At 47.9% G+C, this 18,831-nt stretch carries 11 protein-coding genes; 10 read left to right on the top strand and 1 reads right to left on the bottom strand.

Annotated features, from left to right (window positions below):
• Position 1: 1 nt before the first annotated feature.
• The 10 genes from PRIO_RS26755 to PRIO_RS26710 all read left to right on the top strand — a co-directional run bounded on the left by PRIO_RS26755 (position 2) and on the right by PRIO_RS26710 (position 16,226).
• Positions 2 to 727, top strand: a complete 726-nt coding sequence (locus PRIO_RS26755; protein ID WP_020427598.1) for an ABC transporter permease — start codon at positions 2 to 4, stop codon at positions 725 to 727.
• A 772-nt stretch (positions 728 to 1,499) separates the two neighbouring features.
• Positions 1,500 to 3,113: a cache domain-containing sensor histidine kinase gene (locus PRIO_RS26750; RefSeq protein WP_331709822.1), complete on the top strand. Its 1,614-nt coding sequence runs from the start codon at positions 1,500 to 1,502 to the stop codon at positions 3,111 to 3,113.
• Positions 3,110 to 4,693, top strand: a complete 1,584-nt coding sequence (locus tag PRIO_RS26745) for a response regulator transcription factor (RefSeq protein WP_020427600.1) — start codon at positions 3,110 to 3,112, stop codon at positions 4,691 to 4,693. Before PRIO_RS26750 ends, PRIO_RS26745 begins: the two co-directional genes overlap by 4 nt.
• A 149-nt stretch (positions 4,694 to 4,842) precedes the next feature.
• A complete protein-coding gene (locus PRIO_RS26740; RefSeq protein ID WP_020427601.1) occupies positions 4,843 to 6,447 on the top strand; it encodes a type 2 periplasmic-binding domain-containing protein in 1,605 nt (534 codons plus the stop codon).
• 201 nt (positions 6,448 to 6,648) lie between these two features.
• A complete protein-coding gene (locus PRIO_RS26735; RefSeq protein WP_020427602.1) occupies positions 6,649 to 7,554 on the top strand; it encodes an ABC transporter permease in 906 nt (301 codons plus the stop codon).
• A gap of 2 nt (positions 7,555 to 7,556) precedes the next feature.
• Positions 7,557 to 8,426 (top strand): carbohydrate ABC transporter permease, encoded by an 870-nt coding sequence (locus PRIO_RS26730; protein WP_020427603.1) that lies wholly within the window; start codon positions 7,557 to 7,559, stop codon positions 8,424 to 8,426.
• 52 nt (positions 8,427 to 8,478) lie between these two features.
• Positions 8,479 to 10,059, top strand: coding sequence for a type 2 periplasmic-binding domain-containing protein (locus PRIO_RS26725; protein WP_020427604.1), 1,581 nt, complete (start codon positions 8,479 to 8,481; stop codon positions 10,057 to 10,059).
• A gap of 54 nt (positions 10,060 to 10,113) precedes the next feature.
• Positions 10,114 to 12,777 (top strand): glycosylhydrolase-like jelly roll fold domain-containing protein, encoded by a 2,664-nt coding sequence (locus tag PRIO_RS26720; RefSeq protein WP_020427605.1) that lies wholly within the window; start codon positions 10,114 to 10,116, stop codon positions 12,775 to 12,777.
• Positions 12,778 to 12,816: 39 nt separating this feature from the next.
• Entirely contained in the window at positions 12,817 to 14,406 is a 1,590-nt protein-coding gene (locus PRIO_RS26715; RefSeq protein ID WP_020427606.1) for a glycoside hydrolase family 43 protein, read from the top strand.
• 164 nt (positions 14,407 to 14,570) lie between these two features.
• Positions 14,571 to 16,226, top strand: coding sequence for a family 43 glycosylhydrolase (locus PRIO_RS26710; protein WP_231869761.1), 1,656 nt, complete (start codon positions 14,571 to 14,573; stop codon positions 16,224 to 16,226).
• A gap of 71 nt (positions 16,227 to 16,297) precedes the next feature.
• Here the strand turns inward: PRIO_RS26710 and PRIO_RS26705 are convergent, their stop codons facing one another.
• Positions 16,298 to 18,724: a glycoside hydrolase family 2 TIM barrel-domain containing protein gene (locus PRIO_RS26705; protein ID WP_046505471.1), complete on the bottom strand. Its 2,427-nt coding sequence runs from the start codon at positions 18,722 to 18,724 to the stop codon at positions 16,298 to 16,300.
• Between the last annotated feature and the right edge of the window lie 107 nt (positions 18,725 to 18,831).

The raw sequence follows: 18,831 nt of genomic DNA, 5'->3' as shown, positions 1-18,831 counted from the left end.
AATGCTCAGAAGCGTTGCTGCCGAATGGCCCAAGCTGCGTCATTCCCGGATGGGGCTGGTGCTGGCCAGCCTGCCGGTGATCAGCCTGCTGATCGGCTGCTTTAACTTTTATTTTAATCAGGAGGCCTTGCAGAACGGCTGGTATAGCTTGTGGACACAGGTGAGCTTATTTTACGGAGAGTTTTTTTTACCGATTCTGATTGCGATCTGCTGCGCCTTTGTCTGCCGGCTGGAGCACGTGAACAGGAACTGGAATATGATTCTGGCTGCGCCCGTACCGATAACGAGTATCTTTTTGGCCAAGCTGGCCATTGTGGGCATACTGATCGCTGGAGCGCAGGTATCATTTCTAATCTTGTACTGGACCGCCGGGCAGATGCTGTCCATTATGGAGCCCTTTCCAATGGAAATCATCCTCTGGACCTTCCGCGGCTGGGTCGCTTCAATTACCATTGCCGCCTTGCAGCTCGGGCTATCCATACGCATCCGCAGTTTTGCCACACCGATTGGTATCAGCCTGTGTGCGGTTTTTATCGGACTGGGCCTGTATGTCCTGAAGCTGGGCCTGCTGTTCCCTTACTCACTGCTGACGATAGGTATGGGCGTACTCACTCAGCGCGGACTGACACTTGCAGAGAATCTGCTGTTCTTCATAATGAACGGGGTGTACATTGTGTTGCTGTCTGTCTGGTCTATCCGCCGGTTGAGGTATAGGGATGTGGGTTGAGGGGTGTTGGGGGATGCCTCATAGACGACAAAAGATCAAGATGCTTTGTGAGCGCATCAGCGATTGGTTTCAGGGATGCAGTCCAGTATCGGAAAAAATAAGCAACACCAACAAGAGCCGCACTCGATCCTGAGTGTAGGCTCTTTGCTATAACTCTCACGCCTCCCTTATCTTAAAATGTGACTAAATTGGTTTTGCTACATAAAATATAAAAAGATTGGAGGATGGATTGTGTGAAAAAGTAGCTCGCAAAGTTGGAAGTTGGTCAAATAGAAAGGTATGGTAAAATAATTTAGGAGTTTTATAAAGCGAAGCGGTGATGAAACAGAAGGGAAATAAACGGGCAGATACATTTGTCCGTTTTTTTGTGAGTGCTCGGGCCTACAGGCCAAAATTCATGTAAATGTCCTTAAAAAAAATTAAAAATGCCTATTTAATTATAATTTCCTTATAGTATATTTTGCATGTATATGACTGCAAATGGATCGTGTAATATAGATGGAATAACGATGAAGGTAGGTTAGCTATGGAGCAAAAACACTGGACACGAAGAATTGTTGTGAGAATAAGAAACATGAAGCTCCAAAATAAGTTAATGCTGGGTTATGTATTGGTATGCGTTATTCCGTTGTTATCTGTAAGCGCATTCATATTTCAGCAATCTGCTAAGGGGCTAGAGGACTCTTCCCAAGAATTCGCCTCTCTGTATACGTCGCAAATAAGGACGACTTTGAATGAATTTCTCAAAGAATATGAAGAGGTTACGAAATCAGTGTTGGTAGATAACGACATTATTTACAGCCTCGGTGAAGCTGAAAATTTGCCTTTTGACAAACTTATTGATCAAAGACTGGCTGTGCAGCGGCTGCTGATGCGGGTTGCCTTACTCAAATCAGAGATGAGCAGTGTGATGCTGGTCAGCAGAGATGACAGTGTGTATCAGTTCAGTACTTCCACCAATAAGGTAAATGAAAACGCATTATTGGCTCAAGAGTGGTACACAGGGCTCCGCGATTCTAATGAAACCTTCTTTATTACCGGGTTACATGACCGTTCCTACTACGAGGATAAAGGGGAGGGAGCGGTTGTAACGGCGGGAAGAGTGCTGTTTAGCTCAGACGGGGCATATGCGGGGATGCTGCTTATTGATCTGGACCCGTTTACTCTGCTGCAGCTTGATCATGAGTTCATTTTGGCGCGGGACAAGTACGGCATAAGTGTAGTTATCACTAATCGCCAGCAGCAAATTGTCTACCACTCCGATGCTGCCAGCGGACAGTTATCCTGGACGCAAGTGCTGGAGTCAGGCGAGGAATATATCCAGGATAAAGGAGACAAAGACCACATTGTTTTATTGGGAAGCACATCGCAAGGGGAGTTATTCATTAGGACGGATATTCCCCGCTCAAGGCTGCTGCAAAAAATTAATCAAATCAAGGTCATGACGGTCATCGTCATTTTGATGAGCTGTCTGATCATTACACTCTTCTCGTTTGGTCTAAGCTTTACGATTACCAGGCCTATAAAGGCGCTCCGTAGAAGTATGAAGCAGGCTGAGGTGGGTCAATATTTGGCTATAGAGAAGGAGCAGGCTAATGACGAAATCGGAAGCCTGGTACACAGCTACAACAAAATGATTACAACCATCCGTACTTTAATAGAGGACGTATATATCGGGGAAATCAAACAGCGCCAGGCCAAATTTATCGCTCTCCAGAACCAGATCAATCCCCATATGCTCTATAACACGTTAGAGTCCATCCGGATGAAGGCGCTGATAAAGGATGATTACGAAACTGCAGACATGATCAAAATTCTCGCACGCATGTTCCGGCTGGTATTAAATAAAGAAGGCAAGCAGCATTCCGTGAAGCATGAATTGGAGTATACAGCGAATTATCTGCAGCTTCAGAACATCCGTTTTGACAATATGTTCAAGCTTGAGATCAAGATTCCGGGTGAGATGCTGGAATGCAGTATTATCCCCCTGGTATTTCAGCCCATAGTTGAAAACAGCATTAACCATGGATTTGAGAACTACAGTCGTATAATGGACATCGTGATTGAGGGGAATTGGACGGAACAGGGAGAGATGTTATTCCGGATTACGGATAATGGGGTTGGTATGAGTCTGGATAAGCAGTCCGAGCTCCGCGCACTTTTGGATGGGGCGGATTCGCACAAATACAAATTGGAAAGCAATGGCGGATCAACAGAAAAAGGGCTGGGACTGCAAAATATTGCGGAACGCATAAAGCTTCACTATGGAGACAGGTATTATTTAACCATTGTTCCAATGGGTGCGCAAGGAGTGACAATTGAAATATTGATCCCAGGATTTGATGCCAGCGGCCATTTTAATGAGAACAGGAGGGGTTCGGAGTGAGACTTGTTTTAATAGATGATGAAAAAGGTATTGTGGAAGGGCTTAAAAAAATCATCGGCCGCTATCTTCCGGAATGCAAGGTTGTCGGTGAGGCTTATAACGGGCTTGAAGGATTCGAATTGATACAGAGGCTTCGTCCAGATATTGTAATAACGGATATCCGCATGCCCGTAGCAGATGGTCTCGATATGATCAAAATGCTGGAAGACAACAAGATTCAGACGAAATTTATTCTGTTAAGCGGATACGCAGATTTTGAATATGCCAGAAGAGGGATGAAGCTGGGCGTGCAGTTCTACATCAACAAGCCGGTTGAGGAAGAGGAATTGCACGACAGTGTCAACCGGGTCATGGAGACGATCCGTGCTGACAGGAGCAAATTACAGCGGTTAAACGAGTTAAAGCATGAAGTTCACAGCCGGATGCAGGAAGAGACCTTACGCGACATTCTTGATCTTGGGAATGAGCATACGAGTCTGGTGGAAGAACTGCTTCATAGCGCTCAAATTCCCACAGCAGGCACCTGGTTTAATTCTATAATCATCGAAATTGAAGGCAGTACCGAGCTGCTTAAGGAGATTGGCTTCCAGCCGCTGCTTCAGCATATAGATCAGACCTTGAGGAACTACTATAAAGTGTACCGGTTCCGGTATTTTGGCCCGCAAATTGCGATTGTGATTGCACATAACAGTAACATTGTATATGGGAGATTGCTCCATGTGATCCAAGGACTGAGACAGGCGGTGTACCAGAAGCTGAATCTGTCGATCAGCGTTGGCATAGGTACCGTGTATAAGCGGGGAACGGGAATTTGCCAGTCTTTTGAAGAAGCACGAAATGCACTTAGCTACAAGCTAATTAAGGAAGGAAACCCGGTGATCTCCTTTACCGAGATTAAAAAGATTACTGAACATAGTCATCCCGTCCCTGAAGAGTTGATTACCAGACTGGAAGATGGGCTCGATAACATGGACGAAGAGGAATGCGTAGCCGTTATCCGCGAAATGTTCCGGGGGATGGCAGCAGAATCGGGGATGAATCCGGCAGACCTGCAGCTGAGATGTTTAAACATCCTTCTGTCGAGTATCCGCAAGCTGTCTTTTCAGCAGCTGCAGCAGAATGAGCTGGTAGGCAGACATATTCTGTCTTTGGAGGGCTTCTCACGGTTCAGGACGCTTGAGTATCTGGAGGAATGGATGATCCAGGTCATCCGGGGAATTATCAACTTCAAGGTGGAGCATAATTTGTCCCAAAAAAAGGATATCATCTCAGAAATTAAGCTGTATGTGTCGAAGCATTTCAATGAACAGATTAGCCTTGCCGATTTGGCAGCCCGCTTTTTTATCAGCCCCTATTATTTAAGCCAGCTTTTTAAACGGAAGACGGGCGATAATTATTTGAATTTTTTGACACAGATGAGAATCGACAAGGCAAAGGAGCTGCTGGAAAATACAGATTTGAAAGTGTACGAGATCTGCCGGATGGTCGGGTATTTGGATGCGCAGCATTTTTCCCGGATGTTCGAAAAGCTTGCAGGATGTAAACCGAGAGAGTACCGTAAAAATCTGCCTAACAGCTAAACACACTTAGTCATTCCTTTGGGGATGGCTTTTAATTTATTGAATTTAGCCTGTTTATACTTAAAAATGCCTGATTGAGCGGCAGTGCAGCTGACGTTATATTTGTGATGTAAGCGGATTCAAAAAACAGGCGATTAAGGGGGAAAAGCATGAAATTCAAAAAGATTGGCCTATTATTAGCGACTAGTGCCCTTGCCATCACGATTGTTAACGGTTGTGGCGGCAATAACAACAACTCCGGGGATTCTATAGCCGCTAACCAGAACCACAGCCAAAATCAGAATCAGAACCAGACCGCCAGCGGGGACGAGATTGTCGATATTGAAGTCTGGGGCACAAACATCGGTTACAAGCCGATTACCAAGGGAAGCAAGCTGTACGAATTCTATAAGGAAAAGCTTGGCGTAGGAGTCATTCATCCGTATGTGGAATGGAACGGGGGAACGAACTATCTTAATCAGCTGAACCTGAAGATTGCCGCTAACGAAATGCCGGACTTGTTCCTGCCGCAGCAAGGACTTGAAGACAGCTTGGCGAGAAACGGTGCGCTTGCCGATCTGACAGAGCTGTTGCCTAAATATGCACCGAATTTATGGAATGCCATACCGCAGGATATGTGGGATATCGTTAAGGCAAATGATCCTACCGGCCAAGGCAAAATCTACTATATCCCTGGTATGGTGGACTACGGAAGATATGCCGGCATGATCCGCCAGGACTGGCTCGACAAGCTTGGCTTGCAAATGCCTACGACCCAGGAAGAGTACGTAAAAGTGCTGGAAGCCTTCCGGGATAATGACCCCAACGGCAATGGGCAAAAGGATGAGCTTCCTACAGGCGGTCGGGAGCAGGCACGCTGGATGGACCATTTGTTCGCGATGTATGGAGTAGCGATGTTTGAAGGCTATCCGGACTGGGACAATTATAACGGCGAGCTGACCTATGCCGCGGTAACTCCGAATATGAAAGCCTCGCTGGAGTTCCTGAACAAGCTGTATAAGGAGGGATTAATCGATAAGGAGTCTCTTCTGAATAGCAAAGACAAATGGGACGGCAAGATTCAATCGGATAAAGTGGGGAATTACTTCCATTGGGTGGAGTCGGGATATTTGCCATTAGAAAATTTATATAAAAATACCGGCGTGAAAGCTAATTTCACTGTGCTGCCTGTACCTAAAGTTGAGGGTTATGAAGGCTTCTACTCCTGGAAAAGATTCACGCCTCCTGCGTGGGTAGTGAAAAACAACAAGGATGAAAAGAAGCTGATGGCTACCCTGAAGCTGCTGAACAATATGTATGACGAGAAGGTATGGAAGGACTTGTATCTGGGTGTAGAAGGCATGCATTATACAGTGAAAGACGGCCAAGCAACCAGACTCCCGGATGACAAGAGTACACAGGAAAACCTGATCCTTGATCCATATTCCAAAATATCCACGCTTGATTTCATGATGGATCTCAACAAGAGTACAGCTTCAGAAGATAGAATGTGGGCGATTGATCAGGTTAACCGCAACATGCAGGAAGCCCAGAAATACGCCAAAGTCATTGCTGGAGACGGCATGCCGGCCAGTGTGTACGACGGCTTTCCGGACATTAACAACCGTACATTATACGTGGAGTACGCCTCCAAAATAATTCTTGGCCAATACCCGCTCAGTAAGTTTGACGAGTTCGTAGATAAATGGAACAAGTCAGGCGGTGAAGAGGTTACTAAGCGTGCCAGAGAATGGTATGCAAAAGTGAAGAAATAGGCAGGGAACGCCATTGGTCCGCCCGGCATGGTTTACAGTCGGGCGGATTTATTGTGTAAGACTTGTTGATGCAGTTGCTGCTCAGATGTTCCATTAAATGACCTGGTAGGAACTTAAAAATGACTGATTGAGCGATGTGCCTGCTAATAATATAGTTACAATGTAAACGAATTCAACAATGAGATATTGGGGGGGAAAACTTTGAAATCTATTGCATCTCATCAGATGAAGGTATATTGGCCGCTTTATGTGATGGCGATTCCGGGAATTATATTTCTCATCGTTTTTAAATTCATTCCGCTGGCCGGCGCTGTAATCGCCTTCAAAGACTATTCCGTGTTCCGGGGGTTTATTGATAGTCCCTGGGTAGGGTTCAAGCATTTTGAAACCCTGTTGCAGCATCCTGACTTCCTGCGTGTATTCAGTAACACGCTGCTGCTGGGGCTGTTCAAGCTTACGATTGTTTTTCCGATTCCTGTGCTGCTGGCGCTAATGATCAATGAGATCCGGAAATCGGCACTGAAGAAAGGAATTCAGACCGCACTGTATATTCCACACTTCTTATCCTGGGTTATCGTGGGCGGTATTCTCTTCGATTTCTTTTCATTAAGCGGCATGTTCAACATTATCCTTGGATGGTTCGGTGCCGAGCCTGTTCTGGCCATGCAAGAAAGCGCATACTTCAGGCCTGTTTACGTACTGGCCTCCATATGGAAGGATGCAGGCTGGGGAACCGTGGTCTACATGGCGGCGATCAGTGCGATCGACCCTCAGCTCTATGAATCGGCGATGATCGACGGTGCATCGAGATTCAGACAGATCCGGCATATTACCTTTCCGATTCTGCTGCCCACCGTGCTTGTTCTATTCCTGCTCGATATTGGGAATTTCCTGGATCTCGGATTCGACCAGGTCTATAACCTGCTGACTCCGATGACCTACAACGTTGGGGACATCCTGGACACGTATGTGTTCCGGACGGGTATACAGCAGGGGCAGTACAGTTTCGCAACAGCGGTAGGATTGTTCCAATCCGTCATCGGATTTATTATGGTCTACACCTTCAATAAGCTGTCCAATAAGGTTTCGGATGGGGGGCTCTGGTAGATATGCTTGCATCAAGAGGTGAAAAAGTATTCGTAGGAATCATTACCGGCTTGCTCATCCTGTTCTCTATCATAGCGCTCATACCGCTTGTGTCAGTAATTTCTACTTCCTTGAGCTCCAAAAGTGCCGTAGACATGAACCTGGTCACGCTGTGGCCGAAGCAATTTACATTAGACTCCTGGAAGTACATTGTCGACCGTCCAGATTTGTGGAAATCGTTCTTTTTGACGCTCAGCACGACGCTAATCGGCACTGTGCTGGCTCTTCTAATGACGGCCTTGTTCGCCTATCCACTGTCGAAGCCGGAGTTCCGCTGGGGCTCAGTCATTATGCTGGCTGTCGTCATTGCAATGATTTTTAAGGCGCCGATTGTGCCTTACTTCCTGACGGTACGCGGCATCGGTCTCTATGATAATCCGCTGGTCCTGATCGTGCCGCATATTCTGAATCCATTCAATCTGATCATTATGCGAACCTTCTTCAAGCAATTCTCCAAGGAGCTTGAGGAAGCCGCCTTTCTGGAGGGCTGCGGATACTTCCGGATGCTGTTCCAATTCGTGCTTCCGCTGTCCAAGGCCGTGCTGGCAACTCTTGCTTTGTTTTATGGTGTGGTGTTATGGAATCAGTTCCAGCATCCGCTGTTCTTCCTGCAGGATACCAACTGGTTCCCGCTGCAGATTAAAATCCGCCAATTCATTACCGACGATAGCGTCATTATGGCAGGTGCCGCATCTACAGCTCATCTGAACTATAATGAACGCACGTTAAGAGCAGCAACGGTAATCTTTGCAATTGTTCCGATTGTTGTGGTATATCCTTTCCTGCAGAAGTATTTCGTTAAGGGAGCTATGATCGGTTCGGTTAAAGGATAAGTTCTGGGCGGAGCAAGCTTTTCTAAACTTAAGAAATTCAGGAGGAGAATATATGAAAATAAAAAAAATGGGTTTATTGCTGGCGGCAAGCACGCTTGCCATTACCGCTGTAACCGGCTGCAGCGGAAACAAAAACAATGCCGAAGGTTTAGCGGCTGAAAATCAGAACCAGGCTTCCGGCGGAGATAAAGTTATTGATCTTGAAGTATGGGGGACGAACATCGGCTATCAGCCGGTCACCAAGGGTAGCAAGCTGTATGAATTATATAAGGAAAAGCTGGGTGTAGGCGTTATTAATCCTTATGTGGAATGGAACGGAGGGACCAATTACCTCAATCAACTGAACCTGAAGATTGCCGCTAATGAGATGCCGGATCTGTTCGTACCCCAACAGGGACTTGAAGACAGCTTGGCGAAGAACGGCGCCATTGCCGATCTGACGGAGCTGATTCCTGAATATGCGCCGAATGTATGGGCAGCCATACCGGAAGATATCTGGAAAGTCGTGAAGGCGAACGACCCCACGGGTCAGGGCAAAATTTATTATATTCCCAATGTGGTCGAATACGGCAGATACGCCGGTCTGATCCGTCAGGATTGGCTGGATAAGCTGGGACTGTCAATGCCTAAAACCCAAGATGAATATGTAAAGGTGCTTGAAGCTTTCCGCGATCAGGACCCTAACGGCAACGGCCAGAAGGATGAGATTCCAACCGGCGGCCGCGAGCAGGCGCGCTGGATGGACCATCTGTTCGCCATGTATGGTGTGGCGATGTTCGAAGGCTATCCGGAATGGGACATTTATGATGGCGAGCTGACTTATTCCGCAGTAACTCCGAATATGAAGGCAGCCCTGGAGTTCATCTCCAAGCTGTATAAGGAAGGGTTAATTGATAAAGAGTCGCTTTTGAACAGTAAGGATAAGTGGGACGGGAAAATTCAGTCGGATAAGGTAGGGAATTACTTCCACTGGGTAGAGCAGGGCAATCTGATTTTCGAAAATCTGTATAAGAACACAGGCGTAAAGGCCGAATTTTCCGTCCTGCCTATACCTGAGGTTGAAGGCTATAAGGGCTTCTACACGATGAAAAAAATCGCCTCCCCTCTTTGGGTCGTCAAAAACAATAAGGATGAAGAGAAGCTGATGGCTACGCTTAAGCTGCTTAACAATATGTACGATAAGAGCAATTGGAAAGATCTGTTCCTCGGTGTGGAAGGAATGCACTATACGATGAAGGACGGCAAAGCCGTCAAGCTTCCGGATGACAAGAGCACGCAAGAGAACCAGATTCTCAATCCGGCAACAAGCGTATCGACACTGGATTTCACAATAGATCTCTTCAACAGTACGGTCTCGGAAGACAGCAAGTGGGCCATTGATCAGGTTATCCGGAATATGCAGGAGGCCCAGCAGTATGCCAAAGTTATTGCCGGTGACGGGATGCCGGCCAGTGTATATGACGGCTACCCGGACATTAATAACCGGACGCTTTACGCCGAATATGCCTCCAAGATTATCATCGGGCAGTATCCGATCGAGAAATTTGATGAGTTTGTAGAGAAATGGAATAAATCGGGAGGCGAAGAGGTTACGAAGCGCGCCAGAGAATGGTACGACAAAGTGCAGCAGTAATCGTATGATCATCCGCCCGGTCCAGATAAGAATCAGCTTATACAGGAGGTAATTATGAGCAGTCGTGTAACGGAAGTGCTGCAAGGCCGGGAACACAATTATATTCTTCCTTTTCTCTGGCAGCATGGGGAGGAAGAAGCGGTGATCCGGGAAGAGATGGCCCGTGTCCATGAATCCGGAATCGGGGCGGTATGCATAGAGGCCCGGCCTCATCCTGATTTTCTCGGGCCGAAGTGGTGGCTGGATATGGATATTATTATGGATGAAGCCCGGAAGCGCGGGATGAAGGTATGGCTGCTTGATGACGATCATTTTCCGACGGGACATGCGGCAGGGAAGGTGAAGGAGGCACCTGAAGAGCTTCACCGCAGCTTTCTGGGCGAACGCTACATCGATACCATTGGTCCCGCCCAAGGGACCTCCCTGCTGGTGGACACCCTGCTGATGACCGGACTCCGGCCGACCATCTCCTTGAAAGACAATGCAAGCGGCAAAAACAAGCTGGTCTCCGTTACTGCGGTCCGCCGCGATCCATCCAGTGGAGCACTGCTTGGTGAATCCGTTGACCTCACTGAACTCGTACATGAAGGTGTCCTGTACTGGGACATCCCGGAAGGGTATTGGCGGGTATTTGTGATTTCGGAGGATAAGCAGGGCGGCAGCGAGAAGCAGGAGAATTATCTGAACCCGCTGGACCGTAATTCCGTCAGTATTCTGCTCGATACCGTTTATGAGGCCGTCTATGACCGCTACAAAGCAGATTTCGGGCATACCTTTGCCGGCTTCTTCTCCGACGAGCCCGGATTTTATAATGATACGACGACGTTTGACTTCAATTCCAGGCCCGGCAAAGCAGGAGTATCACTTCCGTGGAGCAGCGAAATGCCTGTCTTGCTTGAACAGGCCCTGGGGGGGGACTACCGTAAGCACCTGCCCCTCCTCTGGCATGATACAGGGGAACAGTCGGACCTTATCCGGTATACCTATATGAATATCGTCAGCAAGCTTTATGCGGAAAACTTCTGCAATCAAATCGGAGAGTGGTGCAGAGCCCGCGGGGTAGAATACATCGGACATGTACTTGAGGACAACAACGTGCATGCAAGACTCGGCTCTGGTGCCGGGCACTTCTTCCGCTCACTCTGGGGACAAGATATGTCCGGCCTTGATGTGGTGCTGTGGCAAATTGTTCCTGGTTTTGATCAATTATCTTTCCGCCAGCCAACAGGGGGAGAGACGGATAGTGAATTCTACCACTATGGCCTAGCTAAGCTTGGTGTGTCGCTCGGACACATTGATCCGAAAAAACAAGGCAGGACAATGTGCGAAGTGTATGGGGCCTATGGCTGGGCGGAAGGGTTAAAGCTGATGAAGTGGCTTACAGACCATATGCTTGTTCGCGGTGTGAACCATTTTGTCCCGCATGCCTTTACCCAAAAGGGGTTTCCGGACCCAGACTGTCCACCGCATATGTATGCGGGCGGGAAAAATCCGCAGTACCGCTACTATGGCTATTTAAACCGATATATCAACCGGATCAGTCATCTGATTTCAGGCGGAAGACATGTGGCGACCGCAGCTGTTCTGTACCACGCTGAAGCCGAGTGGTCCGGGGAATCGATGTATTTTCATAAACCTGTAAAGGCATTGATGCAGCATCAGATCGACTGTGAAGTACTTCCCGTTGATATTCTTCTGGAAGCGGCAAGTGTCAAGGACAACAAGCTGCAGGTTAACCGCGAGGATTACAGTTGCCTGATTGTGCCCTACGCGGAAGCACTACCGGCGGCAACGTTACAGCGGCTGCTCCAGTTCGCCGAGCAAGGTTTGCCCGTCCGGTTTGTTAACGGACTACCCAAGCGCTCAAGTGAAGGCATCGATGTCTCCGGGGCGTTATTGTCGCTTTCGGTGCATCCGAATGTGAAGACAAGCGGATTAGACAGGCTGGCGCAGGATCTGACTGCAGACGGCTATTATGAGGTCAAAGTGGACGGGTACGAGCCGCATCTGCGGAATTATCACTATGTTCATGAAGATGCAGAGGTGTTTATGTTTTTCAATGAAAGCCCTAATCAAATCATTACTACGAAAGTTGCTTTGCCGCTTGAGGGGGATGTGTATGCATATGACGCCTTCCTTAACAGAGTGACCAGAAAGGAAACAATTGGGGAGTCCGGTGCGGAAGTGGTGGAGCTTATGCTTCATCCGTATGAATCTGTCTTGCTGCTCCATGGTACTGCGCTTACAGATTATCCTGCCGGGCTGCAGTGGATTGCAGACGGAATCGGACTGGAATTAAAAGGAGAATGGACGGTCTCCATTGCAGATGCGGATCACTACCCTAATTTCGAAGCGCGGGGACAATTAACCTCTTTGAAAAATATGAGCGGGCGGGATGTATTGCCGGGCTTTTCCGGCACTTTCCGTTATGAAACGGAATTTGAATGGAATCATTCCTGTGACAAGGTACTGCTTGATCTGGGTGAAGTCTATGAAACGGCAGAAGTGTGGATTAACGGTCAACATGCAGGCTTAAACCTCTGCCCGCCGTACCGGATGGAAGTAACGGGCACAATCAGGAAAGGAACCAACCGCCTGGTTATTGAGGTTACGAACACGCTCGCTAAAGACCAGCGGGATTTCCTGTCCTCCTTCTCCCAGCAGGAACCAAGCGGGCTTATCGGTCCTGTGATCATTACTCCGGTGTCCGGCAGCTAAATATCATTAACGAGGGCTGAAGAGAAGGAGGTTTTAAGGATGAACACTATTGTTAATCCCGTTCTGCGCGGTTTTAACCCGGACCCTTCGATTGTCCGTGCAGGGGATGATTATTATATTGCTACTTCAACCTTTGAGTGGTTTCCCGGGGTGCAGATTCACCATTCCAGGGATCTCGTCCACTGGAGACTACTAAAGCGGCCGCTGGACCGGATATCGCAGCTGAACATGCAGGGGAACGGCGACTCTGACGGGGTATGGGCGCCCTGCCTGACTTATGATGACGGCCTGTTCTACCTAATCTACACCGATGTGAAATCCCATAAGGGAGCATTTAAGGATACCCATAACTATCTGGTGACGGCAGCCGATATCGAAGGACCGTGGTCGGAGCCGGTCTATCTGAACAGCAGCGGGTTCGATCCGTCCCTATTTCATGATGATGACGGCCGGAAATGGCTGCTCAACATGCGGTGGGATTTCCGTAAGGAGAAGAACAAATTCGGGGGCATTGTCATTCAGGAGTATTCGCAGACGGAAGGACGGTTGATTGGTCCGGTCACAACCATTTTTGAAGGCACCGGAATCGGCTTTACTGAAGGTCCGCACCTGTACAAACAGAACGGTTATTACTACTTGATTACAGCGGAAGGCGGAACGAGGTACAAGCATGCCGTTACTGTGGCACGTGCTGCCTTGCTTATGGGACCGTATGAGATTGACCCGCTCAATCCGATGCTGACCAGCAGCGGCAATCCGGCTCTGCTCCTTCAAAAAGCAGGGCATGCGTCTTTGGTGGAGACCCGGACTGGTGAATGGTATATGGCCCATTTATGCGCAAGACCCGTAGATGGATTTCATTGTACCTTGGGCAGAGAGACGGCTCTGCAGAAGTGTTACTGGGACGCGGAGGGCTGGCTCCGCCTCGAAGGGGGAGGGAACGCTCCGTCTGCTGCAGTGCAGGCACCGCAATTGCCGCCGCATCCCTTTGAGCCGGAACCGGAGCGGGATGATTTCGACGGACCCCTGCTGGGCAACCAGTGGAACACCCTGCGGATTCCTCCGGACCCTGACTGGCTTTCACTCAGTGAGAGGCAAGGTTTCCTGCGGTTAAAGGGAAGGGAATCTTTAAGCTCCTGCCACAGGCAGAGCTTGGTTGCCCGGCGGCAGCAGGTATTCAATATTGAAGCGGAGACGGTAATCGAATTTGAGCCTGAGAACTTTCAGCAACTGGCCGGTCTGATTTTGTATTATAACACAGAAGATTATGTGTACTTGAGGATTACCCATCTTGAGCAGCAGGGTAGAGTAATCGGAATTATCCAATCGGTGCATGGCATGTACGATGAGCTGCTTGCCGCTGATCTGCAGATCCCGGACTCCGGTCCGGTCCGCTTAAAGGCGGTTGTCAACCGGGATCGCCTGCAATTCTACTATGCTATTGAAGACAGCAGCTGGTGCCCGGTTGGTGAAGAGAGTCATATTTTGCATCTTTCGGACGAAGCCAAGGAGCCACTGCGTTTTACCGGAACCTTTGTTGGAATTTGTGCGCAGGATTTGAGCGGCACCCGCAAGCATGCCGATTTTGATTATTTTATCTACAGGGAAATGGAGTGGATTGAAGCTTGAACAATACACAATGTGAAGGGGAATAACTGGTGAAATATGTATGCAACCCCATGAATATTGAATATAAATATCAGTTTGTGAAATTAGAAAAGATGAGTATTTATAGAGAAGCAGCGGATCCATCGCTGATTATGTTTAAAGGGAAGTACTATCTTTTCCCATCTATGACGGCCGGATTTCTTACAAGTGATAATCTGGTAGATTGGGATTTTCATCCCCTAAAAGATGTACCGATTTATGATTATGCTCCAGATGTACGGGTAATCGGCGAATACATTTATTTTTCCGCATCATCCAAGAGTAAAAACTGCTCCTTTTTCAGGACAAAAGATCCAATACAAGAGGAGTTTGAAGAAATCCCCGGGGATTTTCCTTTTTGGGACCCGAATCTGTTCGTGGATGATGATGGCCGAATTTACTTCTACTGGGGCTGTTCCAACCTAACGCCGATTTATGGAGTGGAACTGAATCCTGAAGACATGAAACCGATAGGGATGCCGGTTGAACTTATTTTTGGCAAGCCGGCAGTGCATGGTTATGAAAGAAACGGTGAACATCATGTTTTCGGCAGAACTCCCGAACAAATTGAAGAAATGGTTCAAGCCTATGCGGAAAGCGGAAGCGTGCCCGAGGAAAAGTTGAAGCTGCTCAGGATTGCCCTCGGCAGTGATCCATACATCGAGGGAGCGTGGATGGACAAATATAACGGTAAGTATTATTTGCAGTATGCCAGTCCGGCAACGGAAGTGAATGTTTACTCAGATGGCGTTTACGTATCCGACAAACCGCTGGGACCGTTCGCTCTGGCCCGCAATAACCCTTACTCATACAAGCCGGGCGGATTTATACCCGGGGCCGGACATGGCTCCACGCTGGAAGATAAGCTTGGAAACCGGTGGCATGCCGCAAGTATGAGAGTCAGCGTCAATCACCCTTTTGAAAGACGTATGGGATTGTGGCCGGCAGGCTTTGACCAGGACGGGGAATTATTCTGCAATCAACGATATGGCGATTGGCCTATGAAGATCGAACAAGCAGCAATGAACCCGTGGAGCAATCCCGAGTGGATGCTGCTCTCCTATGGCAAGCCGGCGCGCGCTTCTTCCTATGAAGCAGGAAAAGAGGCTTCAAAAGCTACGGATGAAAGCATTCAGAGCTGGTGGAAAGCGGTGTCCAATCAGCCGGGCGAATGGCTTGAGGTTGATTTGAACCATGTATGTGATGTACATGCCGTACAAATTAATTTTGCCGATGACCAACTGAACCTTACTATTCCTGAAGGTGTAACTCCAATGGAAAACGGAGAATTGAGAAAAACAAAAAGATACATTGACGGACGGAAGCATGTTACCAGGTGGCTCCTGGAAGGATCGGTTGACGGAACAGATTATTTCGTAATTGAAGATAAATCAGGAGCAGATTCGGATTTGCCGCATGATCTGGTTGTAAAAGAAGCCGGAGTTACTGCGCGGTTTGTCAGATGCACCGTTAAGGAACTTCCCTATCATCAGAATGCTTGCATTTCCGGTCTGCGGGTGTTTGGGATAGGCGAAGGGAAACAGCCGGACAAAATAACCGGAGTCCAAACAAAACTCTTAAGCGAACTGGATCTTTCGGTATCATGGGCGAGTGTAAATGCTGTGGGATACAATGTGCTTTGGGGCTTCGCACCGGATAAACTGTATCATAGCTATATGGTTCTCGGTAAGAGTCAGGTTGATATTGGTGCATTGATCAAAGGCCAGTCCCTTTATGTTAGAGTGGATGCTTTTAATGAGAAAGGCATCACCGAAGGCGACGTATACAGGGTAATTGAATAATCAGCAAAGAAGCCGCATCTGATGTCGATGCGGCTTCGGTATGTTTTCCCATAGAATAGTGTTAAGAGTAACTATAGAGCTTCAATCTTAACGTTTTGAGCCGTACATCCTTCAGCTTCAATCAGCACGTTGATGATCCCGCTATTGGTGGGGCGGATAATGGCAAGTGCTCTTCCGTCGAAAGTCGTATGTTCCGTTTCAAAGAAATCTTCCTCACTCTTTGGATTGGCACTTCCAAAGCCCTGCAAGATTCCGGCACCCTCTACATGCACCGATACCTTGCGATCATCAAGCGGTCTTACAACACCATTATCGCCAACCAGCGATATGGTTACAAATGAAAGATCATTGTCATCCGACACAATCTGCGGGCGGTCGATTGCTACCTGCAGATTAACTCCGCCGACGGCGGTTAACAACGAAGTACGGCCTGATTCTTTCCCATTCGTGTAGGCGATGGCCACAAGTTCGCCGGGTGCATAAACGATATCAAACTCCGCCTTAAATTCATGAGCTTCACCAGCAGCGGCTCTGCCTGCCGTCTTACCATTGATCAACAGTTCAACTTCATCTGCCTCTGAATAGACTTCCACCTTCACAGGCTTGCCTTCATATCTGTCCCAGCTCCAACTTGCTATGGAATCACTCCAACTCCAAGGAGTCATGCCCGGTTTTTTACCATAATGTTCAGGACGCTGCACGGCGATAAAAGGCTGCTTGCGCAGACCGTATACGATTTCACGATAATAGGAGACCGGTCGACGGTAACCGGTGATGTCGATATCGCCACAGTATGCTGTTTTCCATGGATAGGATGCCGTTGCCCCTTGGGCTGCAGTTTCATCGTATACCGTTTTGCCGAGTCCAGCCTCTCCCAAATAATCCCATCCGGTCCAGGTGAAGTCGCCAATGACATGTCCGTTTTCTTTCACCAGCTTCCAGTTGTTGGCGATATCCCGGGGGAAGGTTTCACTGCCGCAGATCACGCGATTAGGAAACAATTCTTTATCGGTTTGGTATCGGTTATCGGCATAGTTATACCCTGCAATATCCACCGCCGCAAACGATTCCGCAGTGGAATGCGTAACGACATCCATGCCCATAATACCTTTTGTAAATGAGGAAAGATTTGCCATAAATGAATTGACATCGGTCCCCGTATCGCTGGAGTTGTTGTTTCCTTGAAACATCTCTTGCAGATGATTCATGACGGCTACCATTCCATTAATGGAATTCATCACATAACGAGTGCTATCCAGGCTGCGGATTTTCTCCGCTATTTTTCTACCCCAAGCCGTACCGTTTGCACTTCCAGTTTCGGGAATTTCATTTCCTATGGAGTACAAGATAACGCTTGGATGATTATAATCTTTATCTACCATCGCTTGGATGTCTTGCTCCCACCATGTCGGGAAATGAAGGGCGTAATCATAATCCGATTTATGATGGGTCCAAATATCGAAACTCTCATCCATCACCAGCATTCCTATGCGGTCGCATGCTTTTAGCAAGGCTTTGCTGGCCGGATGATGCGCGCTTCGAATGGCATTAAAGCCAGCCTGCTTTAAAATTTCGATCCGGCGCTCATCGGCACGCTCGATCGTAGAGGCGCCGATTACTCCATTGTCATGATGGATACACGCGCCACGCAGCTTAACGACCTCTCCGTTAATACGCAAACCGTCTTCCGCATCCAAGGAGAGCGTGCGGATACCAAATGTATGGGTTTCTTCATCCAGGACATGCTCTCCATCCATCACCTTGCTTATGCAAGTATAGAGATAAGGGGTCTCCACATTCCACAGTTTAGGTTCCCTTATATAAAGACGTTGGCGGGATGTCGCTTTTTCCCCGGCAAAGGCGGTAAAAGGCGCCGTATCCGAAGCTACGGAATTCCCATCCGCATCCACAATTTCAGTGACTATTCTTACGGTGCGCGGATTTATGCCTTCGTTTTCAACATCCGTAGCGACGACCACAACAGCATGCTTGCTTTCAATATCAGTAGCATTGATTTTCACGCCATCCACCGCAATATGCACGAGGTCAGCAACCATTATTTTAGTATTGCGGTAAATTCCCGTACCCGTGTACCAGCGGGAATCGTCATGACTTTTGGCTACCACTTTGATTTCATTTTCGGCGCCATATTTTAAGAACCGGTCCGCTTTGATATAAAAGTTGGTATAACCGAAGGGATGCTGTCCGGCAAAGTCGCCGTTGATGTACACCATCGCATGCATATACACCCCCTCGAATTCAAAGGTAACTCTTTTGTCTTTGTACTCTTCAGGCACATAAAATTTCTTTACATAATCGTAGGCCCCGTCTGAGAAATACCCTTTTTTGCTTCCGCTTACCGCTTGAGCGCTTCTTTTCTTTGCAATCATCGCATCGTGCGGCAAAGTAACCGCTTTGGGTTGTTCATTCGAATTCATGTTAAAAAAACCTGCAACAGGCCCAACCATCCAGCCTTGATTAAATGATTCTCTTATCATTTTCCATCCTGCCTTTCTTATTTTTAGTATGAATTATATAAAAAGCAGTCAGGGAGAAAAATTCCCCCTAACTGCTTGATTTTAAATTTCGGTTACCTAAACCGACT

The sequence above is a fragment of the Paenibacillus riograndensis SBR5 genome, from assembly GCF_000981585.1.
Lineage (GTDB): Bacteria > Bacillota > Bacilli > Paenibacillales > Paenibacillaceae > Paenibacillus_AQ > Paenibacillus_AQ riograndensis.
The sequence above is the reverse complement of the archived record's forward strand: the minus strand, read 5'-3'. Positions and strand labels throughout refer to the sequence as shown.